Here is a 22,254-nt window from a genome sequence, read left to right as displayed (position 1 = left end):
TCAGGTCCCATCTGTAGAGGGGTTCTTGTTGCAAACGGGCAGATTTACACGCTAAGCCCTGTTATCAGAAAGGGTAGCCAGAGAGTAAGCCGAAAAAGGGCGATTCCAAGCAATCCAAAGGGTGCGTTGACCTAGTCAGAAAGTATTCCTTTTTGATTGCGCATCAGAAAAGAGTCTACAGTGGGGTGAAAATCAAACAATTGTTCACTTAGCGTATAAATCCGCCCGTTTGCAACAAGAACCCCTGGCAAGGATTGAGGAATAAGCGCGCATAAAGCCCGCTGGTACTTACTCGCTTACCTTTTGCCGGTGGAAGAGGTGGCAGTGAAGGTGAAGCGGAATCAAGATGCGGCCGCCATTACAAGCCAGGGCAACCAGCTTTACTCCTGCACTACCAGACGCTGCATGGCCTGGGTAGCAGTAGACTGTACCCGTAGCCAGTACACCCCCGGGGCCAAGCCGATAAGAGGCAAAGCAAAGGATGAGCTACGCGGGAGCAGCTGTACTGGGTGCGTGCTCACGGTGCGGCCCAGGGCATCGGTGAGCGTGAGCGTGGCCAGGGCCCCGCCGGGCACGGCCGGCAGCCCTATCGAAGTGGCGGCACGGGCGGGGTTAGGAAAGAGTTCCAACTGGTCACCCGGCCGGGTTGTGGCTGTGGCAGTCATGGTAGCGTCGGTCAGCGAGGCCAGGAAGGCAGAGGCTCTGCCCGACGTCCCGTTACCGCTAAGGGCATGGCTGCCGAAGGTGGCCGTGGGGCTCATGAAATAGCCATTCACATACACCCGCGACCCACTCAGGGAAAGCCCCGTACCTACATCCAGACCCGTGCCGCCGGCCCGCTGCGCCCACTCAAAGCGGGCGCTGTTGCCCGCGTCGCTGAGTTTGGTCACAAATAGGTCGCCTTCCCCGGCACTAACCAGCGGATTGCCACCAAAGTCGGCCGTGCTATAGAACATACCGGCCGCGTAGAGGCTGGTGCCGCTCACAGCCAGGCCTGAAACGGCGGCCCGGTTGCTGGGGCTGGCAATGCCGGCTTGCCGGGCCCAGCCGAAGCTGGCCGTGCCGCCAGCATCGGTCAGCTTGGCTAAAAATACGTCCTCCCCTGAGGCCGTTAGGGCAATGCCGCCAAAGTCCGCGGAGCCCGTGAAGATGCCGGCCATGTATACGCTCGTGCCCTGTACTGCCAGGGCCGTGCCCTCGTGAACTCCTATTCCTCCTACCTGCCGGGCCCACTCGAAGCTGGCCGTGCCGCCCGCGTCGGTCAGTTTGGCCACGAAGGCATTGGGGAGAAACGAGTTACCGATGGTATTGGTCAGGCTGCTGCTGCCGAAGCTCACCGTGGGGCTGGCAAAATAGCCCACCAGATATACGCTTGGACCACTTACTGCCAAGCTGATTGGAATGTCGTAGCTCGTACCGCCGGCCTGCCGGGCCCACTCGAAGCGGGCCGTGCTGCCGGCGTCGCTGAGTTTGGCCACAAACAGGTCGGTGCTGCCGGCGTTTAGCAGCACGCTGCCGCCCACGTTGAGCCGGGCGCCGTCAAAAATTCCCGCCACGTATACATCCGTGCCGCGCACGGCCAGTGCATATATCCCGTCGTTTTCGGTCCCACCAACCCGTTGCGCCCACACGAAGCCGGCAGCACCGCCTGCGTCGGTGAGCTTGACCACGTAGGCATCGGTACGATTCCGCGCGCCCGGCAGGGTTTCATTCACCAGAAAGAGACTACCGAAGCGGGCTGTGTCGCTTTCGAAAGTACCTCCCAGGTACACGTTCGCGCCATTCACGGCCAGGGAAGAACTGCGGTCGTCGGCCGGTCCCCCGGCCCGTTGGACCCAGACAAAGTCACTCGCCGCTGGGCTCCACTTGCCTACGAACACATCGGTGCCGCCTGCGCTGGTGACGGTATGACTTCCCAGGGTAATTTGTTGGGTAAATCCGCCGGTCACGTACACGTTGCCAGTGGCGTCAGTGACCGTCTTGTGGATAAAGCAGCGACCGTCGGCCGGGTTGTTGCCCACGGCCAACTGCCAGGCCGGGGCCTGGGCGCGGGCTCCCAGCCCGGCTAGCAACAGCAGCAACCCGACCAGCAGGCCCCGGCAATCAAAATAAGAGGGAGTAAAGGGGAAGGGTTTCATAGGGAGCGGGTAATAAGTAGGGTAATAAAGAAAAGCCTGCTAAAAGCAGGCTTTCCGGTGCGACACGCCCGGCAACAAGGCTTGGTACGAAGCGGGTCAGGAAGCTATGCCACCCACTCTGGGCAACCCTGGTTAACGTATTTCCAGGTAAGCGGATGAGGCCTTGTCCGCGGGTCTCGTGGCTTGCCCGTGAGACCGAATGCCAAGCAAAACGGCGTTTCCCTGAGCGCAAGCGGCAAGCAAAAACAACGCCACACGCGGGTATTACAAACATTGCGCGAGCGGCAGCCAGGCAACTCGACAGGCGGCGAGGGTTGTCGGGGCTGGTATTAAACCTGGGCCCGACAACTCATCTACTTTCCCGGGAGCGCCGCAAGCCGGTGAGCTACACGGCTTATTCCTTCACAATGCGTACGACGCTCACCCCGCTGGGCGTCGTTACACGACACAGGTACAGCCCCGTCGGCAGCTTAGCCAGCGGTAGCTGCTCGGTTTGCCGTCCGGCTGCGGTGGCGGTGTGCTGCCATGCCGCCACCGTTTGGCCGGCAAGCGTTTGCAGCTCCAGTCGGGCCTGCTCTCCACTGGCTTGCGCCCCGAAATCGACCCAGGCCTCGCGGCTACTTGGGTTCGGGTAGGTCCGCGCCGACGTACTTGCGCCGGCTGTGCCGGGTTCATCGCCGGGCGCCGTCCGAAATTCGAAATGGTAGGGGTCGCTCGTCCAGACCGTGTAGGCGTAGTCATTGCTGGTCACATTCGGATTATAAGGCAGCCACACATCAAGCGGACCGAGTGGACCGCTAGTGAAATGGTAGAAGTAGCCCGTCAGGGTTGCCGAGGTGGTAGTAGGAGCGGAGAGCGTTATGCCTGGGTAAGGGAAGACTGGATAATAAGTATCTGGTCCAATCACGAAACTTGGCCGTATCCCATAAGGAACCGACGCACTGTTACGGGCCCAGGCCCCTTTGATGGTCAAGTGGCCCACGTTGTGCGAGGCAGTCACGACAGAGCGAATGACGTCACCGGTGTAGGTTTCCGCGTTGAGCATGCCTACGCGATTTGCAAGTATCAGCTTAACTCCGGTGGCTATCGTAGTGCGCGTGGCATTGGCGGCGTCGGTGCCTGCCAGCTGGTGGAGCTGATAGCCGCCTCGGGTCCACTGTATTGCCTTGCCCACGTCCAGCAGGCCCGCGCCGTACAGGTCGCTGACGGATATTCCGGAATAAGGGCTGACCGTTTTGGGTCGTGCGGTTTTTTTCAACACTTCCAATACGTCCTCGGGGTGCAGCGTTTGGGGGGAAGGCTTCGTGCTGTGGTAGCTAAGCAGCAGCGCTGCCGCACCGGCTACGTGTGGTGCGGCGGCCGAAGTGCCATTAAACACGTCGTAGGGAACAGCAGGCGGAGGCGTACCACTGGGTCGGTAGCGGGTTTGGGTGGTGTACACCAGCGCGTGCGTGCCGGGTGCGGCCAGGTCTACATCCGGGCCATAGCTGCTACCGTACAAATCGTCGGGGCCGGAGCCATTGGTGGAGGTTTTTATATTTCCGTTGCTTCCGGTGGCGCTCACGCTGATTACTTCCGGGTAAAAGGACGGGAATAAAGCAGCGTTGTTACCAGCATTGCCCCGGGCCGTTACCATTACCACTTTATTGGAATAAGCGGTCTTGACGGCCTCTTCTAATAAGGTTAGGTTAGAAGTGCTGGAGGGCGCGGTCCAGCTGTGGTTCATTACATGCACCCCATAGTTGCGGGCGCGGCCCGTGTTCAGGGCGGCGTCCAGAATCCCTTCGGCGGCCCGGTCCATGCCCGCGAAAGCACTGCTTGGGACTGATGAGTTCCACAGAGGGTCGCTGGGGCTATTGCCGAATATGCGCAGCGAGTAGAGGCTCACGCCGCTGGCAATGCCTGCTACTCCTACGTAGGTGGTCCCACCGCTTACCTGGTTGTTACGAAGCGCCCCGATGATACCGGCACACTGGGTGCCGTGCCCCCAGAAGAAGCCGCCGCTCGTTCTGGCGTCGCCTTGCCAAGTATCTGAGTTAAGGGTGAAGGGCTGTTGGTTTACGTAATCCCATCCCCCACGCACACGCGAGCCGGCGGTGGTGCCATCCCCCAAATCGGGATGGCCGCCGTCGATGCCCGTATCCATGATGCCGACTTTAATAGTGGAGATTCCGAAGGGTACGTATTGCCAGGCCGGCTCTACATTCACGTGAAAGCGGTTCGCAACATCAGTTGGCTCGGGGTAGGTTGCCGTGGCGTGAAGACTGGCCTGGTTTGTCACATAGAAAGGGTCGTGGGTCTTCGGCCAGGGCGGGTTGGTAGACGCTGGCTGGGCTATGAAATTGAAGTGCGCGTAAATGACCAGACCGCTGGCCTGGTTCAGGTTGTCGCACACGGTTTGCTCATCCAGCCAGTTGGGTAGCCGTAGTACAAATGCCGACCACAGGGGCGGGATGCGTACGGGCACGTTGTCACGGCCGATGGAAAGGGTATCAAGGGTAGTCAGGTTGCGAAAAATCTTGAACGTGGATACTGCGGACAAGTCCTGGCCCACCAGTGAGGACAATTGCTCCACGGTACCCCCGTCCACAAAATCTATTAGTGCTCCGGTTACTTTGGTTGGATTGTCAATGGCAAACCCGTTCACATGGAGCGGGTCGAAGCGCACGATGATTTCGTGTTTGACGCGCAGGGGGGTGCCCTTTTCATCCAGCACGGCTTCATAGGAACGCTCCTGCGCGTGCAGGGCATGGGTACTGCTGCCCAGCGCGAGGGCTAAGAGCAAAAGATGGCGGTAAAGCTGCCTCATGAGCAAAAAGGGGGTAAGGTGAAATTGGAAACGGATGAAATCTTTGTTTAACACTCATTGCACCAGTAGCTTGCATGTGCCCGTGCCGGCGGGGGTGCGTAGCCGCAGCAGGTAGGCTCCGGCCGCAGCACCTGGTGTAGAAACCGGGCAGGTATGCCAGCCGGCAGCCTGCCAGCCCAGCGGCACGTGCTGCACCACCCGGCCAGCCAGGTCCAGCAGGGTGTAGGTGACCCGCCCACCGGTGGGCAAGTAATACCGCAGGGTGCTTTGCCCAGGGCTCGGGTTGGGCCACAGTTCCGGGGCCAGAGCCAACTGCGCCGTGGGCGCCCGGGTCGCCAGCACCAGGCCGCTCACGCGCCGGATGCGGTGGTTATTGGTGTCGCCAATCAGAAGTGCTCCTGTACCGTCCAGCGCCAGACCAGAGGGCTGGTCGAACTGCGCCGTCAGGGAGGGCCCGTCGGCAAATCCAGGCTGCCCACTGCCAGCCACCGTACTGACAGTTGATGTGCTAAGGTTTATTTTCCGTACCAGATTATTACCCTGTTCCAGTACGTATAGCGTGTTTTCAAGCGTGCTGTAAGCCAGCCGCAGGGGGCGAGACAAGCGGGCCATGCTAAGTGGACCGTCCACGTAGCCGGCAGTGCCGTTCCCGGCAAGGGTGCTCACGGTATTGGTTAGGGGGTCAAACTTGCGAATCCGATTGCCGACGTAATCAGCGATGTACACGTTGCCACTGGTGTCGGTCGCCAGGCCCGTCGGGCCCCAGAAGCGGGCGTTGCCGGCGGGGCCGTCCAAGTGCCCACGCACCCCGCTGCCGGCCACGGTACTGACGACTCCCCCAGCCACCTTGCGAAGGCGGTAAGCATCCGCGTCGGCAACGTACAAGTTGCCGCTTTGGTCCACGCTCAGCCCGACAGGGGTACGAAAGCGGGCCTGGCCGACCGGCCCATCCAGGAAGCCGCTGCTCCCGGTGCCGGCCACCGTAGTCACAGCAGCGGTATTTTTATCGATGCGCCGGATACTGCCGTTGCTGGAGTCGGAAATCAACAGGTCGCCGTTGGGCGCTACAATAACTTCCTGCGGGCTGGAGAAAATGGCATCGGTGCCGATGGGGCTGTTGTAGTGCCCCGGAAAGCCGCTGCCCGCCAGGGTGCTCACCATGCCCTGGGGCGAGATTTTACGAATAAGGTGGTGGTTAGGCTCGGCCACATACACGTTGCCGGCGCTGTCGGAGGCCACGCCATACGGTTGGTTGAATTGCGCGGCGGCGGCTGGGCCATTTACGTTTCCGGCCATGCCGGTGCCAGCCACGGTGCTCACCGTCTGACCATAGGCGCTGGGCAGCAGGCCCAGCAAGCTGGCCCAAGCTGAGAGGGCGAGCCGCGCAAAGTTTGGTTTCATAGTATCAGAAAGGTGTAGCAAATCAGGCAGCCAAATCAAAGTTCTTTTTCTGGATTTTACTAATTATCTTTTGAACTGGATAAAACATCAAATAGTGTGGGGCGGCCCTATTTAATCAGTTAGCCGGATTGGTGACAGTACTGAGGTGGTTTAGCTAAGCCAGACACAACAAGGACGTGTTGTTGAGTTGGATTACGAACTGGTTGAGAGCTAAGTAGTCGAGGGCAGAATGTCGGCGCTCGGCGTTGTTACAGGCGATGTGGTGGCTGACTTCGAGCTTGGCTTCGGCAAGGTCATGGAAGTGACCGCCGTCGAGCAATTTGACCTTGAAGTGGCTCCAAAAGGGTTCGGCGTGGGAGTTGGCGTAGCATTTGCTGCGTCTGACCATAGATTGCCGGCAGACAGAATATTATCGCGCCAAATGCGATTTTTGGACTAAAATTTTAACCAAGGCCATAGTCATCGCAAAGCGGCTGCGGGCAAGCAAGCCGAGTGAGTTTTGTCCTAAGCGCCCGGTTCAATTCCTTAACGTGCTATTTTTTCCGTTTCCTGAGAGGACCCCACGGAGCTCTGGCGGCGCATCGTCTTCAACATCTGCGTGTCCAACACCGACGACCACCTGCGCAACCACGGCTTTCTACTCACGCCCCGGGGGTGGCGCCTCTCGCCGGCATTCGACCTGAACCCCATCCGCTACGGGCAGGGCCTCAAACTCAACATCTCCGAAACGGACAATGCGCTGGACCTCGACCTGGCCCGGGAGGTCGCGCCTTACTTCCGCCTGTCAGCCATGCAGGCCGAAGCCGTGCTCGCGCAGGTCGTGGCCGCGGTGCGGCAGTGGCCGGACGTGGCGAGCCGGTATCAGCTCTCGCGCACCGAGCAGGAGCTGATGGCGGGGGCTTTTGAGGCCGTGCGGTAAAAACCAGCAAGAACTGCGACCGGCCCGTGCAATTGGAAGTGGCTGCTATAAGGGGTTCTTCTTCCTCAGGGGCGGATTTACATGCTTGGCGTGTAAATCCGCCCCTGAGGAAGAAGAACCCCTACCAGCTGTAACAGGCTACCCATGAGGCGGATTTTAGCCTGCCGATGAACCACCCAAGCCTTCTGGTACAGGCTGGCGATTAACTTTTGTACCAAACTTTTAACAAAGGCCAAGGATATGAAAGAAGCAGCACGTGGCCGGGTGTGGCCAGCCACTTGAAAACGAAACGAGCGGGCCAGATAGTCCGCTCGTGGTAGGTTTGGGTTTATGCGGGCGTTTAGAGTCGGGACTAGGCCGGAAAGTGGCGCTGAAAATGCAGTTGCAGGATGGTGTCGAGCTTTTCCTTGGTAAGGGGCTTGCTGACGAGGCCGGCAATGGGCAGGGCCTCGATGCGGCCCAGGTCGACGGAGCTCATGGAGGCGGTGTGCATGACGATGACCACGGCCTGCTGGCGCTCCTCGGGCAGTTTCTGGTAAGCCTCGACGAAAGCCATGCCATCCATGCCGGGCATCTTCACGTCGAGCAGTACCAGCACGGGGCTACTGGGGAGGGCCTCGGCGGCAAGGTCTTCCAGGGCGGCCAGGGCCTCGACGCCGTCGTTGACGGCGAGGTAGCGGTCGGCCACGCCGAGGTGCTGGAGCAGGCGTTCGTTGAGGTCGTTGGTGCGGGGGTCGTCGTCGACCAGCAGCACGCTGGAGAGTTTTATCATCGGAAGCGGAACACGAGCTATCGGGCCTTGGAACGACGGCACGGACGTTCCAACACGCTGACGGGGCAAAGCTAGCGTATTCTCACGTTTCAGGTTAATTCAACAAAGAAGGTAGTGCCTTCTTTCTCGCGACTTTCGAGCCATATGTGACCGCCGTGGAGCTCCACGATTTGCTTGGCAATGAACAGGCCAAGGCCGGTGGTCTTCTCGCCGTTCAGGCCGGCGCGGCGCGTGGGGTTGAACTTGTCGAAGAGGGTGTGGTGGAGGCGGCTGGGGATGCCGATACCGGTGTCCTGCACCGTGAGGAGCGTTTTGCCCTCGTGGGCACGCACGCCCACCGTGACGGTGCCGCCGGCGGGCGTAAACTTGAGGGCGTTGCCGAGCAGGTTGTCGAACACGCGGCCAAACTTCTCGGGGTGCAGGCGGGCCTGCAGGGGTGTGGGGGGCAAGTCCAGAACCAGGGCGATGCCTTTCTTTTGGGCGGCGAGGCGGTGCAGCTCCAGCTGGGCAGTGAGGTAGGCGTGCAAATCGGTGGGGCGCTTCTGCAGGCCGTTTTCGTCGAGGTCGCCGATGTAGAGCACGTCCTGCAGCAGGCTGTGGGCGTGGGCGCAAGCATCTTGAATAAGGCCGATGTAGTGCACCATTTCGGGCGGCGGCGGGGCCTGGCCCGCCCGGCTGGTGAGCTCGCGCTGCAGCAGGTCGGTGAGCAGCTCGATGTGGGCGATGGGGCCCTTCAGGTCGTGGGTGGCCAGCTGCAGGATGGTTTCCTGGGCGTCGTAGACGCGCTTGAGCTTCGCTTCGAGGGATTTGCGGTCGGAAATGTCCTCGAGGATGGTGTAACCCAATTCGCCGTCTTCGTCGGGAAAGAGTACCGAGTGCACCCGGCACCAGAACGAGGAGCCGTCGCAGCGCACTAGGCACGTTTCGAGGGTGAAGGCCGGCAGTTTGTGCTCCCAGAGGCGCTCCTGCAGCTCCTGCCAGTCGGCGCGGTGGTCGGGGTGGGAAAACTCCAGAATTTTGCGGCCCACCAGCTCTTCCGCGCGGGTGCAGCCCAACATGGCCGCCACGGCGGGGTTGGCTTGGCGGATGGTCAGGTCGGGGGTGATGATTTTCTGGCCGAGCGGGGCGTTTTCGAACACGGTGCGGAAGCGCACCTGGCTTTGCTCGTAGGGGTCGAGGGGCGGGCGGTTAGCGGCGGGCTGGCCTGCCAAGGCGGCTTGCGCGTCGGCAGCGGTGTTCGACGGCTCGGGGAGAGGTACTTGGGGCATAAAACGGGGGTGCGGATAAGCAAGGTACCTCGAAAGCGGCGGGCACTGCGAGTTACCGGGAGTTGGTTAGCGCGCGGGGACGGGCTGGCCAAAGTGGTCCTGCAGCACCTGCGTAACTTTGTCGCGGGTGAGGGGCTTGGTGAGGTAGCCAGCAATGGGCAGGCCCTGCATCTGGGTTATGTCGTTGGGGTTGAGGGAGGTGGTGAGCATGATGATGACGACGGTGGGGTTTTCGCGCTCGGGCCTTTGGGCGTAGGCTTGCAGGAATTCGAAGCCGTTCATCAGCGGCATTTTCATATCCAGCAGAATCAGGGCCGGGCAGGTGGGCGAAGCGGGCTGCTCGCAGTGCTGATGCAGCAGGTCGAGGGCCTGCTGGCCGTTAACGGCCACGAGCACCTGGTCGCTGATGCCCATTCGCCGGAGCAGCTTCTGGTTGAGAAAGTTGGTGGTGTCGTCGTCGTCGACGAGCAGGGTGCAGGAGATGGCGGCCATGGCGGTTAGGCGGGGAGGTAGGCGGGAAAGGGCTGGCTGGCGGCGTGGCCCTCGTGAGGTAAGAAGACGAAGAACGTGGTGCCGGCCCCGAGCTGGGAATGCACTTCGATGCGGCCACCGGCGTTTTCGACCATGCGCTTGACCATGTACAGGCCGATGCCGGTGCCCTCGACGTGGTCGTGGAGGCGCTGGAACATGCCAAAGAGCTTGGGCAGCTGGTCGGCGGCTAGGCCCAGGCCGTTGTCGTGGATTTCGAGCACGGTGTGGCCGGCCCGCACGTGGCCGCGCACGTCGACGCGGGGGGCGCGGTCGGGCGAGCGGTACTTGAGCGCGTTGCTGAGCAAGTTGTAGACCACCGAGCGCAGGTTCTTTTCCGAGAATTGCACGGGCAGCACGGCGGATACGTCGATGAAGAGCTTGGCCCCGGTTTCCTGCAGCAACGGCGCCAGGTCCTGGCGAACGTCCTCCACCACGGCGGCCAGGTCGACCAGGGTGGCGGCCGGGGCGTGCTCCTTTTGCAGCTTGGACACCTCGGTGAGGTGGTCGATGGTGCGCTTGAAGCGGTCCACGGCGTCGAGCATGCGCGTGAGCGTGGGGCCGACTTCTGGGTCCTGGGCCACGGCCGGGGGCAGCTCCTCCTGCAGCAGGTAGAGCAGGCCCTCGATGTTGGAGATGGGGGCTTTGAGGTCGTGCGAGGCCGTGTAGATGAAATTGTCAAGGTCCACGTTGGTGCGGGTAAGCTGCTGGTTGGCGGTGCTCAGCTCCGCACTCAGGCGCTGGAGGGCCAGTTCGGCCAGCTTCTGCTCGTGCACGTCCACCACGGCGCCCACCATGCCCTCGTAGGCACCGGCGGCATCGAAACGGGGCAGGCCCTGGTCGAGGACCCAGCGGTAGGCGCCGTCGCGGTGCCGCAGCCGAAACTGGACACTGAAGGGCTCGCGCCGGGTGTTGGCGGCCAGGAACGTGGCGCCGGCGCCGGCCGCGTCGTCCGGGTGCACGGCGGTGGTCCAGCCCAGGCCCAGGCCCTCGGCGGGGGTTTGGCCGGTGGTGGCGTACCAGGGCTGGTTGAGGTAGGTGCAGGCGCCGGCCGGGTCGGTGACCCAGAGCATGGCTGGGGCATTGTCGGCCATCAGCTGAAACGAGGTTTCCCGGGCTTCCACCACGCGCCGGGCCTGTACCTGGTCGGTCACTTCGTGGGCAAAGACCAGCACGCCGTCGGTTTCACCCCGGGCGTTGCGGCGCGCCTGGTAGGTGAAGGTCCAGTAGATTTCCTCTAAGGGGGCGCCGTCGTGCCGGGCCATCATCAGCGGCAGCTCCTGGGCCATGAGGGTTTCGCCGGTGTCGTAGGTGTGCTGCAAGTCGTCGAGCAAGGGGATGCCTCGCATTTCGGGCAGGGCGTCGAGCAGGGGCTTGCCCAGCAAGGCGCGGCCGGGAAAGATGCGCTGGTAGGCCGGGTTGACGAGCTGATACACCAACGTCGGCCCGTCGAGGATGACGATGGGGGCCGGGGCTTCCATGAAGAGCTTGTGCAGCTGTTGGCGCTCGGCCTCGCGCTCCTGCTGGGCGCGCGTCTGCTCGGTCACGTCGTAGGCAAAAATGGAGACGCCCACGATGGCACCGCTTTCCCGGTAGGGTTCGTAGCTGAAATCGTAGTAGCGCTCGTGGGGCGCCGAGCCGTCGGGCGGGGTGGTGACGAAGGGCACGGCGGTGCCGAAGTAGGGCTGACCGGTAGCGTACACGCAGTCGAGCTCGGGCAGGAGGCCGGCGGCCACGATTTCGGGCATGGCCTCGGCGTAGAGCCGGCCGGTGAGGGCCCGGCCCGGGAACAGGGCCTGGAACGCGGGGTTGCGGTAGTGGAAGAAATGCTCGGGCCCGCGCAGCAGGGCCACCACCACGGGCGCCTGCTCGAACACCTGGTACAGGTCCTCGCGCTCCCGGGCGCGGCGCTCGGCGGCGGCCAGCCGCTCGGCCTGCAGGGCTTCGCGCTCCTGGCGGGCCCGCACCTGCTCACTCACGTCGTGGGCGTAGGTCACGAAGCCGTCAATTTGGCCGTGCTCGTCGTAGCGGGCCAGGTAGGTCAGGTCGAAGTAAATATCCTCGATGGGGCCGCCCTCGTGCCGGGCCAGCGGCACGAGCACCTCGGATTCCTGGAACGGCTCGCCCGTATCGTAGACATGGCGCAGAATGCCCACCAGGGGCTGGCCGTGCAGCTCGGGCAGGGCGTCGAGCAGGGGCTTGCCCAGCAAGGCGCGGCCGGGAAACATGGCCTGGTAGCCGGGGTTGACAAACTCGTACACCCACTCCGGGCCGTCGAAGATGCAGACGGCGGCCGGCACGCGTAGGAACAGCTGCTCCCACTGCCGGCGCTGGCGCTCGGCCTCGCGGGTGCGCTCCTGCACGCGGGCTTCGAGCTCCTGGTTGAGCTGCTCCACCTGCTGGCGGGCCCGCACGGCGCTCGTGACGTCGTAGGAGAAATTCAACACCCCGGTAATCTGGCCCTGGGCGTCGCGCAAAGCCAGGAAGAAGAAATCGTAGTACACCTCCTCCAGCTTGCCGGTGCGCGTGAAATCGGCCTGAACCGGCAGCCCGGCCGCGGTGAACGGTTCGCCGGTGTGGTACACCCGCTCGAAAATGTCGAGGATGCCGTGGTCGGCCAGCTCGGGCCAGACCGTGCGAATGGGGTGGCCGAGCAGGGCGCGCCCGTTGGCGATGCGCTGGTAGCCGGGGTTCACGAAGGTAAACACTTGGTCGGGGCCCTCGTGCACGGCCACGTGGGCGGGCAGCTGCAGCAGCACCTCGTAGAAGCGCTGGCGCTGGACGTCCGCCTCGGTGCGGGCGACTTGCTCGGCGGCCTGGCTGTCGCGCAGCTGCCGCTCGGCCAGCACGCCTTCCGTGATGTCTTGCACGGACTGGATGATGAACTGCACCTCCCCTTGCGCATCGAGTACGGGCGTGTGGCGCGGCTTCCAGTGGCGCTCCACGAAGTGGCCGGGCCGGGCGCGGTCGGGCACGTCGTAGTGCTGGGGGGCCATGTCGTGCGGCTGCTTGGTGGTCAGCACTTGCTGCAGCGAGGCGCGCACGTTGGCCACGCCGTCGGCCTCGGGCGCGTCGGGGTTGTCGGGAAAGGCGTCGAAGATGTGCTGCCCAACGATGACGTCCCGCTCGGTGAGGGTGGCGGCCAGGTAGTCGTCGCTGGCGCCCACTATCACCCACGCTGGCGAGAGCAGGAGCGTGGCGCCGGGCTGGGCGTTGAAGACGAGCAGCAGGTCGGCCGCGAGCAGGGGTGTAGACATCAGGACAAGAGTATCGTTCGGGCAGCTGGCGGGGAAGGGCCTGGGCTTGGATTAGGTAAACAGGTTTGAGTAACCGGTGGCCAGCGTTGCTACGCCGGCTCCGGCTCTGCTTATGTAGCTTACGGCAAAGCTTCGGGGTTGCCGGTAGCGTGCGCCTGGGCCCGCACCACGGCAAACAGCTCTTCCTCGGATACCTGGAGCACCCGCGCCAGCTGCTGCAGCTCGCCCACGGTGCAGGTACCGGGGCTGCGCTTGCGCGTGTCGTAAGTGCGGGCCGACACGCCCCAGGCCTCCACAATGCGCTTTCGCGTGCCGGCTGCCTCCAGCAGCTCGGCCAGGGTGCCGGCCCGGTGCACGCGCGGCGGGCTGGTCAGGGGCTCGGTAAAGGAAACGGTGGGGGCAGGCATTTTAGGCATCACAGAAAGGCTAAAAAGGCACAGAACAAAGTGCGTAAAGTAACCCTTCTACGCGGTAGTCAGCCCGGCAGCCCATCCTCATTTTTCCAGTTGCCTTCCTCAGCCAGCGTCCGTTCTTCCCAGCGCCCGCATTCGGCCACGGCCAGCGCCAGCCAGTGCCGGAGCCGGGCAGGCTCGCTGCACTGGCCAATAAACGGCTCGGCCGCCTGCCGCCGCCAAGGCGCGATGGCCGGGTGCTGCAGAATACAGCGAAGTTCCGCCCGCAGCGCGTCCAGCTCGGAAGGGCGTGCCTCCGATAAAGTCACCCTTGAAGCACGGGGAATGACGGGCATAAGCAGGTCTTTAGCGGGCCGGCAGCAATCGGGGACGGGGAGCTCAAGCCGCCGCCCCGGTAGCGGAGCGGCGGCAATTGGCGCTAGCGCATCAGGCCGGACTTCATCAGCAGCACTGGGCCGGCCACGACGTCCACGGGTGAGTACTGCTCCAGCGGGTAAGTTTCAAACCAGGCGGCCGTGGCCAGCGGGTTGATGGGGCGCCGGCGGTCTTTGCCCCCGTCGTCAAATACCAGGATGTAGCCCTTATAGGGGCCATGCTGCGGGCAGTGCACGTCGATGTAGCTGGCCTTCAGCGCCGCGCACAGCTGGGCCAGGCCAAACGTTTTGCGGCCTTTCTCGGGCCGGACCTCCCGGATGCTGCCGTCTACTCCCAGCAGCGTGGCCGCTCCATCGGCAGGAAGCATAGCCGCGTGCTGGGCCTGGTAATGCTCGCCCAAGGCCTGCCGCGTGGCGTACTGACGGCCACCTACCAGCTGCAGCGGTCCGCGGTCATAGGTCGTGGTCGGGAAGAGCTTGCCCGTGGTGCCGCACAGGGCCACAATTTGGGTTCGCCGGCCGGGCTGCGTGTACAGGAACAGACGGGGCGGGAGCGGGAAATTGACCCCCTCGGGCCTTACCAGCTCGGTGCTGTGCAGGCTAACAAGCAGGGGCTGCGGGCGGGTGGAGCAAGGGGCGTTTTCCATGATACTAAGCTGATTTATTGCTGTTTGCTTCTGTATCATAAACGTCTGAACAGTTTACATCGTTCTCTTTTAGATATATTTTATGTATCTTTTTGCTCTTTTTATTCCGCCTTAATTCCCCAGGGCCCCGCTGGTCAGTGCATAAAAAAGCGCAACAGCCTGCCTGGACTGTTGCGCTTGGAAGTAATAGATTTTATAAGCCCGGGTGAGGCTTTTCCCACTGCAAAACCTACTGCAGGCGCCACTCAAGTAGTAAGGGATGCTCCGGGCACCGGCAGCCGCCGGTGGGGACTGCGGCTCGTGCCGGGTGCCGGTTTAAACGGCGGCTCAAACCAGTCGCGGTAGGCGGTCGTGAGCCGGTCGGCCACGATGGCCAGGCGCGCAGCCTCCCCGGTGCGCTGCACCCAGATGTGGGCGCTGCCGCAGCCAATATCGTAGCCGGGCCCGAGCAGCTTCTTCACCGCCCCCGCCAGCCCGCGCAAATCGGTGGTGTGGGTGTGGGCCTGCACGTGGCGGCGCAGGGCCGCCAGCCGGCGCTTTTCGGCCGGGTCGACGGGTTTTAGCTCAATGGCCAAGTAGGCCTGCTGGGGCGGGAAAGGGTCAGGGAGCGGGGCTGATTGGGGATGCTGATTCATGGGAGGTCAAAAGGGTAGGAGGGAAGGCGGAATTAAGCGGGTGGCTTATTTGGCGTCCAAGTAGCGAATGTGCCGGAAGCCGGCCAGCAGCCGCGCCGTGGCAAAGGCCTCGGCGAAGTGGCCGCGGTGGTAGTCGGCGTGCAGCTGGCCCACGTGGGTAAAGGCATACGCCAGGCCCGTGTGGCCCACAGGCTGCAGGAACTCGTCGGCCTCTTCGGCGCTGAAGCCACTCAGGTCGCGCCCGTCGCTGAGCAGCACCTGCACGCCGGGCCGGACGCCCGGGCCGCGCTCGTAGACTTCGTAAATCAGGCCCACGGCCTGCTCGCGGGGGTAGAGCACGGCCTCGCCGACGGTTAAATCCTGGGGAGTAGGCATAAAGGGGGGGCTGGGGGTGAGGCAGGAATTGATTTCAGACCAGCAGCAGGGCAAATTGTCCGCCGTGGTCCTCGCGGGTGGCGCGCACGGCCTCGCGGGCAATGGGCCGCAGAGCCTTTACCAGGGCTTCCAGCACTTGGAAGTCCTCCACCGTGGCCACGCCCACGGGCAGGCGTTCGGCTACTTCTAGCGTGAGGCCTTCGCTGCTCAGGCCGTAGCCGCGCTGCTGCATGTCGGCTTCCACGTCGGTGAGGGCCGCGACGACGCGGGCCCGGTAGCGGTTCCACTCGGCATCACCTAAAACGGGGGCTTCGGCGGCGTTCATATTGGGGCGGTAGGGTGAGAAATGGAAGAAAAGCCGGGCCCAGCGGGCAGCAGCGGGCGTGCTGCTGCCCGCTTGCCTGGCATCAGGCAGCGGCTAGCCAGCTGAGCTCGGCGGCCCTGTATTGCTGGCTTACCGCATCCTCGGGTACCAGCTCCCGCACGCGGGCAGGAGCGGGGGCCGGCACTTCTTCGCCTTCCTCCACCACGCCCAGAATGAGCTTAGCGGCGCGCTGGGCCTTGCTGGCTGCCTGCAGTACCAGCTTCTTGTCGTTTTTCAGGCGCTCCAGCCACGTCTGGATGTAGGCCACGGCATTCTCCTCGGTCTGGGCCGTGTCGAGGCCGGCCGCGGCGCACAGGAAGGAAGCGCCCATCTCGGCCGTCAGCTCCTCGCGGGCGTAGCTGGCCGAGAGCTTGCCCTCGCCGGCGGTCAGGTCGGGGCGGTTGAGCCGGGAGGCGTGGCCGGTGCTGTGGGTCAGCTCGTGAAAGAGGGTGGCGTAGTAGCCTTCGCCGGTCGTGAAGGTGTCCCGCGCGGGCATGTTGACCATATCCAGCGACGGGGAGTAGTAGGCCCGCTGGTGCAGGTGCTCAATGGCGGGGCGCTCCTGCCAGCCGGACACGATGGCTTCGGCCGCCTCGATGGGGGTATGGGCGTGGCGCTCTACCTCGGGCAAGTCAAATTCGATGCCCTCAATGTCTTCCACCGAAAACACCGTGTAGTACTTCAGGAAAGGCAGCTTTTCCTCTTTGCCGGTCTGCTCGTTCTCACGCACCGACACGTTGTAGTAAACAACCGGGTAGCCCTTGGCGCCCTTGCGGACGTGGCCGCCTAAGGCCAGCGCCTGCTTGAAGGTCAGAAAGAAGGGCAGGGCCCCGCTGAAGTGCAGCAGAAAGGCGTTGATGCCCGAGTAAGCGGCACCCGTAGCGTAGTTGCGGGGCAGGCCGTACACCGCGTTCCACGGCTTGCGCCATGGAATTACGCCGCCTTCGAGGGCGGCCACAATCCGGTCGGTTACAATCTGGTACACATCGGGGCGGGGGGCCGAAGCAGCGGCAGCTTGGCGGGCGGAGGGCTTGCGGGTCTTTTTCATAATAAAGCGCTGTTTTTGTGAGCGTTTGCTATACCTATTAAACGTAAACAGCTGCCCCTTAGTTTACATTTTGCGCTATTTTTTGTATCTTTTTGCTCTTTTTATTCAACCTTCTTTCCCCACCGCCCCTTTGCGGAGTTGGCTCTAATCAAGCACTCCTTTCCAGTGGTCAGCTTTTAGGCTGATGAGTGGAAAAACCACTTTTTATAAGCGGGGGCGCCCCGGCGCGGGCCTTTTTTTGGGAAGGCCGGCGTTGGGGCTGGGCAGGCTGGTGCGCCAATAATCGCTCAAATGAGGCCACACTCTGCATCCAGATAGCTAGTATTTTTAGCTTTTTTGCTACTAATTTTATTAGCAGCACGTATTATTGCGGACCCGCCTACTCTATACCACCCATGCGCAACGTCGAATTAATCCCCGTCCACGACTCCCAAAACCCGTTTTTACTGCCGCTTTTCAGCTGTTCGGTATCAGCCGGATTTCCTTCGCCGGCCTCAGATTATACCGATGAGCTCTTCGATTTAAACCGCCTGCTTTTGCGGCACCCCGACGCCACCTACTTGGTGCGGGTGAGCGGCGAGAGCATGAAAAACGCCGAGATTCACGAGGGCGACCTGCTGGCCGTGGACAAGCAGATGGAAGCCGACCACAACCACATCGTGGTGGCCGTGGTCGACGGCGAGTGCACCGTCAAGCGCCTGGTCTGCGAGCACGGCACCTGGTGGCTCAAGCCGGAAAACCCGGACTACAAAGCCTGGGAGATTCACGACGCCGGGGATGTTAAAATCTGGGGCGTGGTGACCCACGTGCTGCATGAGCTCATTCCCGGCAAGCTCGCGGCCCTGCTGCGCACCCGCGACTAGCCATGTACGCCCTCGTCGACGCCAACAACTTTTACGTGAGCTGCGAGCGGGTTTTTCAGCCCCGGCTCGAAGGCCGGCCCGTCGTGGTGTTGTCCAATAACGACGGCTGTGTGCGACCTGTTGCCTGTGAACTAACTAAGCAGGCGTTCTTTAGCTCAGGCTAAAGAATAACTATCTGTCTGGTGCAGCGTTCGATTCGCTGCCGCCCTGGTGAGCGGGCGAAAACGCTTTCCCCACTGGTCCGGCGTGGCAACCCGGCAGGTGAAGCGGGAAAGAAAGCGGGTACGTCGGAGACTGGCCGGCCATCCCCGCGAGTGTGAAAGTAGGCGTAAGACCTTCTGAATCCATGCATCATCGTTACGTTGAACAAGCTTAGCCAGTATGAAAAGCTTGCCCAAAAGGGACTGGTTGTCGGGCCTCGGTATTGCATGACCGACCGAGGCCGCTCATTCGCAGCACAACCCGGTGAAAGAGTGGGACGCTACGCTTTCGTGAAACAGGCAGATGGAACAGGGAAACCCCGAACCGGCTCTGCTTCGGCAGTGGGCCGCCGGCTACACGCCGGTTCGGGGCAGGATGGCGCAAGAAGCCAACGCCGCCGGGAAAGCCGGCGGATATGCCCACTTGCGCCCGTTGTGTATCGGTAAATGAAGCCAGTAACAGTCAAGACGATGGACACTGTGACGCCGCAGATGGATGAATGGAAAACCCTGCCCTGGAAGAAGCTCCAGCGCACGGTTTTCAGACTGCAAAAACGCATTTACCAGGCCAGCCGCCGGGGCGATACCCGGCAGGTGCGCCAACTCCAAAAACTACTGAGTAAGTCCCGGGCGGCCAAACTCCTGGCCGTCCGCAAAGTCACCCAGGACAACCAGGGCAAACGCACCGCCGGCATCGACGGGGTGAAGTCGCTCGCCGACAAGCAGCGCCTGCGGCTCAGCCGTCGGCTCTCGTTCCGGTGGGCGGCCAAGCCGCTGCGGCGGGTCTGGATTCCCAAGCCGGGTTCGACCGAAAAGCGTCCCTTGGGCATTCCCGTCATGCGCGACCGGGCCTTGCAGGCCCTGGTCAAGCTGGCGCTGGAACCCGAGTGGGAAGCCCGGTTCGAGCCCAACAGCTACGGCTTCCGGCCCGGCCGGTCGGCGCATGACGCCCTGGCCGCCATCTTTAACTGCATCAACCAGCGGGCCAAGTGGGTACTGGATGCCGACATCGAGAAGTGTTTTGACCGCATCGACCACCAACGGCTCCTGGCCAAGGTGGAGACCATGCCCCTGTTTCGCCGCCTGCTCAAGGGCTGGCTCCGGGCCGGGGTGCTGGAGGGCGACGTGTTTGAGTCGGTGGAGGCCGGTACCCCGCAAGGCGGGGTTATCTCGCCGCTGCTGGCCAACATCGCCCTCCACGGCATGGAAACGCTGGTGCAGACGCACTTTCGTCGGCGGCGTATCAGCCCCACCCGCGTCAGCACGCCCGTCACGCTCATCCGCTACGCCGACGACTTCGTGGTCCTCCACGAAGACCAAGCCGTGGTGGAAGCGTGTCAGCAGTTGCTGACGGACTGGTTGGCGCAGTTGGGACTGGTCATGAAGCCCGCCAAAACCCGGCTGGTGCACACGCTGCACGCCACGGCCGGGCACCCGGCGGGCTTCGATTTCCTGGGCACCACCGTGCGGCAGTTCGCGGTGGGACGGACCCATTCGGGCAAGGACCCACGGAGCCACCTGTTGGGCTTCAAGACGTTAATCAAACCCTCGCGCACGGCGCAGCAGCGGCACAGCCAGCGGCTGCGGGACATCCTGTTTCGGCAACGGGCCTCGCCCCAGCAGGCGCTGATTCGGGAGCTAAACCCGGTCATCCGGGGCTGGAGCCAGTACTACGCCGGTGTGGTGGCCAAAGACGTCTTTTCCCGCATGGACTACGTGCTCTACCACGGCCTGCGCCGTTGGGCCATGCGCCGGCACGGCGGCAAGCACCGCCGTCGCATCGTGCGCAAGTACTGGCGGTTGGAGCAGGGCAGCTGGAACTTTGCCACCCCGGCCGGGGTGCAGCTCCGCTACCACAGCTTCACCCGCATCCAGCGCCACGTCAAGGTCGCGGGCATCCGCTCCCCCTTTGACGGGGACTGGCCGTACTGGGGCACCCGGCTGCGGCAGTACCACGGCCTGGACCGGCGCACCTGCCTGCTGCTCAAGCAGCAAGCCGGACGCTGCGCCTGGTGCCACCTGTGCTTCACGGACACGGACGTACTCGAAAAGGACCACCGCGTACCCCGAATACGCGGCGGGAAGGAGGAGTGGACGAATCTACAGCTGCTGCACCGGCATTGTCACCACCAGAAGACGAAGCAGGACGGCAGCGTGGCAGCCCGCGGTAGCGGTACACAACGAGGAGCCGTGTGAGGTGAAAGTCTCACGCACGGTTCTGAAGTGGCAGCCGGGGGAGCGATTCCCCGGCTGACCATAACCTCATATCCCGGAGCGCCGAGGCCAAGGCCCTGGGCCTGCAGATGGGCGACCCCTACTTTCAGGTAAAACCCCTGCTGGAGCAGCACCAGGTAGCCGTGTTTTCGAGCAACTACGCGCTCTACGGGGACATGTCGCGCCGGGTGATGTGGTATTTAAGCCAGGTGGCGCCCACCGTGGAAGTGTACTCCATTGACGAAGCCTTTCTGGATTTGCACGGCATGGAGCCTTTCGTGGTCAGCAGCCTCGACATCTTTGCCCGCAGCGTACGCGCCAACGTGCTGGCCCGCACCGGCATTCCTACCTGCATCGGCATCGCGCCCACCAAAACCCTGGCCAAGCTGGCCAACCGTCTGGCCAAGAAAAACCCGGCCATGGGCGGCGTATGCTACCTCGATTCCGAGGAGCGGCGTAGCTGGGCGCTGGAGCAAGTGGCCGTGGAAGATGTCTGGGGCATCGGCCGGCAGTACGCCCAGAAGCTCTACGCCGCTGGCATCACGACCGCGGCCGGACTGGCCGGCTCCTCCGAGGCTTTTGCCCGCAAGCACCTGGGCGGGGTAGTCGGCGCCCGGCTCGTGCGGGAGCTGCAGGGCTTTCCCTGCCAGGGTCTGGCACCGAGCGAGGACGGCACGCTCTCCCGGCGCAGCCTGTGCTGCTCGCGCACCTTTGGCCGGCCGCTGACGGATTTCCCCGATGTCACGGGCGCCGTCAGCGCGTTTGCCTCGCGGGCGGCCGAAAAGCTGCGCCGGCAGGGCGACGCGGCCCACCTGATGACGGTGTTTCTGAGCAAGAGCCGCTACGGGCTGGAAGCCCCGCCGTATTCGGCCTCCGCGGTGCTCACCCTGCCCGTGGCCACCAACGACACCGTGGAGCTGGTGCGGTTTGCGCGGGCGGCGCTCAAGCGACTCTGGCAGCCCGGCAACCGCTACACCAAGGCGGGGGTGATACTCGACGGTCTGGAACCGGAAGGACAAACCCAGCTCACCCTATTTGAAGCCGCGCCGGTTTCGGAGAAGCGGGTAAAGCTCATGGCCGAGCTCGATGCGCTGAACCGTCGCTTTGGCAAAGGCACGGTAAAACTCGCCTCGCTGGTACTGCCTCCTGGCCAAGTGCGGGCACCCTGGGAAGGCCAGGCCCAATGGCGCACGCCGCAGTACACGACCCGTCTGGAAGATTTGCTCATGGTGGGGTAACCGGTTCCTCTATTTTTCTAGCCTGTTCAGAATGTCCCAACGCATATTTTAGTAGTTAAGCAGCAGACTTTAACCTACTACCGCCATGGGAAAAAGCTATCAGGAGCGTCCTAAGGACCCGTTGCGGGTGCGGGATATGCTCTCAGACCTTACCTCGGCCCGCTCCGGGCTGGCCAAGCTTCGCGGGCAGGGCAAGGAATACGACCCGCTCATCGACGAAATTCAAACCATGCTCTGGCCCTACCCAGCCAGCAGGGTGCTGCAGGAGAAACTGGGCCTTACTGCCGGGAAGCTGCGCAAGCTGATTGAAACGCTCCACGGGGATTTCATGACGGCCATTGAGGAAAGCCCCGACGTGCTGCAATTCACCCAGGTGGTGCACCTGTTTTGCGCGCCCGGCTTCCGCGACTACCGGACTTTTCAGTGCCGGCTGGCTGTCACGCCGCGCGTAGGCGACACCATCTACCTGCCGTTTCTGGCGGGCATCACCGGCAGTTCACGCTACTACGTGTATAAAATCGAGCACGAGTACGAGGAGGAGAAGGTGTGCATCACGGTGCACCTGAAAAACGGCATCTACAACCAGCACCTGGCTTACCTGGAAGACCAGGCACTCTTCGAGGGCAAGCTCAATTACGGGCAGAAAATCGAGTTGGGAGATTATGGTATCGAGGACCACTTACGCACGCAGTACGGGCCGCCACGCCCCGCGCCACCGGTGTACACCCCAGCGCCGGTCAGCAAACGCCGCAGGCGCAAACTCTAGCCACCTGCCCCCCTCTGCCGGCCAA

General features: G+C 62.9%; 20 protein-coding genes and 1 pseudogene. 6 read left to right on the top strand and 15 right to left on the bottom strand.

The features are described 5' to 3' along the window. Positions 1 to 380 precede the first annotated feature (380 nt). The 4 genes from ABD919_RS20440 to ABD919_RS24030 all read right to left on the bottom strand — a co-directional run bounded on the left by ABD919_RS20440 (position 381) and on the right by ABD919_RS24030 (position 6,736). Positions 381 to 2,138 carry a T9SS type A sorting domain-containing protein gene (locus ABD919_RS20440; RefSeq protein WP_345237930.1) on the bottom strand — a complete coding sequence of 586 codons (1,758 nt, stop codon included), beginning with the start codon at positions 2,136 to 2,138 and terminating at the stop codon, positions 381 to 383. A 394-nt stretch (positions 2,139 to 2,532) separates the two neighbouring features. Continuing rightward, positions 2,533 to 4,923, bottom strand: coding sequence for a S8 family serine peptidase (locus ABD919_RS20435; protein ID WP_345237929.1), 2,391 nt, complete (start codon positions 4,921 to 4,923; stop codon positions 2,533 to 2,535). 78 nt (positions 4,924 to 5,001) lie between these two features. Then, entirely contained in the window at positions 5,002 to 6,348 is a 1,347-nt protein-coding gene (locus tag ABD919_RS20430; RefSeq protein WP_345237928.1) for a T9SS type A sorting domain-containing protein, read from the bottom strand. Between the two features lie 154 nt (positions 6,349 to 6,502). Continuing rightward, entirely contained in the window at positions 6,503 to 6,736 is a 234-nt protein-coding gene (locus ABD919_RS24030; RefSeq protein WP_425556425.1) for an integrase core domain-containing protein, read from the bottom strand. A gap of 210 nt (positions 6,737 to 6,946) precedes the next feature. Between ABD919_RS24030 and ABD919_RS20420 the strand changes: the two genes are divergently transcribed. After that, the gene (locus ABD919_RS20420; RefSeq protein ID WP_425556424.1) at positions 6,947 to 7,267 is read left to right on the top strand and encodes a HipA domain-containing protein; all 321 of its coding nucleotides are present in this window, start codon (positions 6,947 to 6,949) and stop codon (positions 7,265 to 7,267) included. A 352-nt stretch (positions 7,268 to 7,619) separates the two neighbouring features. Here the strand turns inward: ABD919_RS20420 and ABD919_RS20415 are convergent, their stop codons facing one another. The 11 genes from ABD919_RS20415 to ABD919_RS20365 all read right to left on the bottom strand — a co-directional run bounded on the left by ABD919_RS20415 (position 7,620) and on the right by ABD919_RS20365 (position 16,948). Continuing rightward, positions 7,620 to 8,039 carry a response regulator gene (locus ABD919_RS20415; RefSeq protein WP_345237926.1) on the bottom strand — a complete coding sequence of 140 codons (420 nt, stop codon included), beginning with the start codon at positions 8,037 to 8,039 and terminating at the stop codon, positions 7,620 to 7,622. A gap of 89 nt (positions 8,040 to 8,128) precedes the next feature. Beyond that, a complete protein-coding gene (locus tag ABD919_RS20410; protein ID WP_345237925.1) occupies positions 8,129 to 9,307 on the bottom strand; it encodes a PAS domain-containing sensor histidine kinase in 1,179 nt (392 codons plus the stop codon). Positions 9,308 to 9,373: 66 nt separating this feature from the next. Continuing rightward, positions 9,374 to 9,799 carry a response regulator gene (locus ABD919_RS20405; protein WP_345237924.1) on the bottom strand — a complete coding sequence of 142 codons (426 nt, stop codon included), beginning with the start codon at positions 9,797 to 9,799 and terminating at the stop codon, positions 9,374 to 9,376. A gap of 5 nt (positions 9,800 to 9,804) precedes the next feature. Next, positions 9,805 to 13,092 (bottom strand): PAS domain-containing sensor histidine kinase, encoded by a 3,288-nt coding sequence (locus ABD919_RS20400; RefSeq protein ID WP_345237923.1) that lies wholly within the window; start codon positions 13,090 to 13,092, stop codon positions 9,805 to 9,807. Between the two features lie 119 nt (positions 13,093 to 13,211). Further along, complete coding sequence (locus tag ABD919_RS20395) at positions 13,212 to 13,499, bottom strand: hypothetical protein (RefSeq protein WP_345237922.1); 288 nt, start codon at positions 13,497 to 13,499, stop codon at positions 13,212 to 13,214. 68 nt (positions 13,500 to 13,567) lie between these two features. Beyond that, the gene (locus tag ABD919_RS20390) at positions 13,568 to 13,840 is read right to left on the bottom strand and encodes a hypothetical protein (RefSeq protein WP_345237921.1); all 273 of its coding nucleotides are present in this window, start codon (positions 13,838 to 13,840) and stop codon (positions 13,568 to 13,570) included. 83 nt (positions 13,841 to 13,923) lie between these two features. Beyond that, positions 13,924 to 14,526, bottom strand: a complete 603-nt coding sequence (locus ABD919_RS20385) for a hypothetical protein (RefSeq protein ID WP_345237920.1) — start codon at positions 14,524 to 14,526, stop codon at positions 13,924 to 13,926. Positions 14,527 to 14,771: 245 nt separating this feature from the next. Continuing rightward, complete coding sequence (locus ABD919_RS20380; protein ID WP_345237919.1) at positions 14,772 to 15,161, bottom strand: hypothetical protein; 390 nt, start codon at positions 15,159 to 15,161, stop codon at positions 14,772 to 14,774. 45 nt (positions 15,162 to 15,206) lie between these two features. Further along, positions 15,207 to 15,536, bottom strand: coding sequence for a hypothetical protein (locus ABD919_RS20375; protein WP_345237918.1), 330 nt, complete (start codon positions 15,534 to 15,536; stop codon positions 15,207 to 15,209). 34 nt (positions 15,537 to 15,570) lie between these two features. Next, positions 15,571 to 15,861, bottom strand: a complete 291-nt coding sequence (locus tag ABD919_RS20370) for a hypothetical protein (protein WP_345237917.1) — start codon at positions 15,859 to 15,861, stop codon at positions 15,571 to 15,573. Positions 15,862 to 15,943: 82 nt separating this feature from the next. Then, positions 15,944 to 16,948 carry an ArdC family protein gene (locus tag ABD919_RS20365; protein WP_345237916.1) on the bottom strand — a complete coding sequence of 335 codons (1,005 nt, stop codon included), beginning with the start codon at positions 16,946 to 16,948 and terminating at the stop codon, positions 15,944 to 15,946. A 395-nt stretch (positions 16,949 to 17,343) separates the two neighbouring features. Between ABD919_RS20365 and ABD919_RS20360 the strand changes: the two genes are divergently transcribed. The 5 genes and pseudogenes from ABD919_RS20360 (at position 17,344) to ABD919_RS20340 (ending at position 22,229) form a co-directional block, all read left to right on the top strand. Next, positions 17,344 to 17,811, top strand: a complete 468-nt coding sequence (locus ABD919_RS20360) for a LexA family protein (protein WP_345237915.1) — start codon at positions 17,344 to 17,346, stop codon at positions 17,809 to 17,811. A 2-nt stretch (positions 17,812 to 17,813) separates the two neighbouring features. Beyond that, positions 17,814 to 17,924, top strand: a pseudogene (locus ABD919_RS20355) (Y-family DNA polymerase); the annotation flags it as partial. Positions 17,925 to 18,482: 558 nt separating this feature from the next. Then, positions 18,483 to 20,207, top strand: a complete 1,725-nt coding sequence (gene ltrA, locus ABD919_RS20350) for a group II intron reverse transcriptase/maturase (protein ID WP_345237913.1) — start codon at positions 18,483 to 18,485, stop codon at positions 20,205 to 20,207. 68 nt (positions 20,208 to 20,275) lie between these two features. Beyond that, positions 20,276 to 21,463 carry a Y-family DNA polymerase gene (locus tag ABD919_RS20345; protein ID WP_345237936.1) on the top strand — a complete coding sequence of 396 codons (1,188 nt, stop codon included), beginning with the start codon at positions 20,276 to 20,278 and terminating at the stop codon, positions 21,461 to 21,463. A gap of 85 nt (positions 21,464 to 21,548) precedes the next feature. Beyond that, the gene (locus ABD919_RS20340) at positions 21,549 to 22,229 is read left to right on the top strand and encodes a hypothetical protein (RefSeq protein WP_345237912.1); all 681 of its coding nucleotides are present in this window, start codon (positions 21,549 to 21,551) and stop codon (positions 22,227 to 22,229) included. Positions 22,230 to 22,254 lie beyond the last annotated feature (25 nt).

Source organism: Hymenobacter saemangeumensis (assembly GCF_039541835.1).
GTDB classification, from domain to species: Bacteria; Bacteroidota; Bacteroidia; order Cytophagales; family Hymenobacteraceae; genus Hymenobacter; species Hymenobacter saemangeumensis.
This window is presented reverse-complemented; position numbering and strand designations above follow the sequence as displayed.

Coding starts and splice junctions, on each gene's coding strand:
- ABD919_RS20440 (WP_345237930.1), bottom strand. CDS start 2,138: ATGAAACCCTTCCCCTTTACTCCCTCTTATTTTGATTGCCGGGGCCTG.
- ABD919_RS20430 (WP_345237928.1), bottom strand. CDS start 6,348: ATGAAACCAAACTTTGCGCGGCTCGCCCTCTCAGCTTGGGCCAGCTTG.
- ABD919_RS24030 (WP_425556425.1), bottom strand. CDS start 6,736: ATGGTCAGACGCAGCAAATGCTACGCCAACTCCCACGCCGAACCCTTT.
- ABD919_RS20415 (WP_345237926.1), bottom strand. CDS start 8,039: ATGATAAAACTCTCCAGCGTGCTGCTGGTCGACGACGACCCCCGCACC.
- ABD919_RS20410 (WP_345237925.1), bottom strand. CDS start 9,307: ATGCCCCAAGTACCTCTCCCCGAGCCGTCGAACACCGCTGCCGACGCG.
- ABD919_RS20405 (WP_345237924.1), bottom strand. CDS start 9,799: ATGGCCGCCATCTCCTGCACCCTGCTCGTCGACGACGACGACACCACC.
- ABD919_RS20400 (WP_345237923.1), bottom strand. CDS start 13,092: ATGTCTACACCCCTGCTCGCGGCCGACCTGCTGCTCGTCTTCAACGCC.
- ABD919_RS20395 (WP_345237922.1), bottom strand. CDS start 13,499: ATGCCTGCCCCCACCGTTTCCTTTACCGAGCCCCTGACCAGCCCGCCG.
- ABD919_RS20390 (WP_345237921.1), bottom strand. CDS start 13,840: ATGCCCGTCATTCCCCGTGCTTCAAGGGTGACTTTATCGGAGGCACGC.
- ABD919_RS20385 (WP_345237920.1), bottom strand. CDS start 14,526: ATGGAAAACGCCCCTTGCTCCACCCGCCCGCAGCCCCTGCTTGTTAGC.
- ABD919_RS20380 (WP_345237919.1), bottom strand. CDS start 15,161: ATGAATCAGCATCCCCAATCAGCCCCGCTCCCTGACCCTTTCCCGCCC.
- ABD919_RS20375 (WP_345237918.1), bottom strand. CDS start 15,536: ATGCCTACTCCCCAGGATTTAACCGTCGGCGAGGCCGTGCTCTACCCC.
- ABD919_RS20370 (WP_345237917.1), bottom strand. CDS start 15,861: ATGAACGCCGCCGAAGCCCCCGTTTTAGGTGATGCCGAGTGGAACCGC.
- ABD919_RS20365 (WP_345237916.1), bottom strand. CDS start 16,948: ATGAAAAAGACCCGCAAGCCCTCCGCCCGCCAAGCTGCCGCTGCTTCG.
- ABD919_RS20360 (WP_345237915.1), top strand. CDS start 17,344: ATGCGCAACGTCGAATTAATCCCCGTCCACGACTCCCAAAACCCGTTT.
- ltrA (WP_345237913.1), top strand. CDS start 18,483: ATGGACACTGTGACGCCGCAGATGGATGAATGGAAAACCCTGCCCTGG.
- ABD919_RS20340 (WP_345237912.1), top strand. CDS start 21,549: ATGGGAAAAAGCTATCAGGAGCGTCCTAAGGACCCGTTGCGGGTGCGG.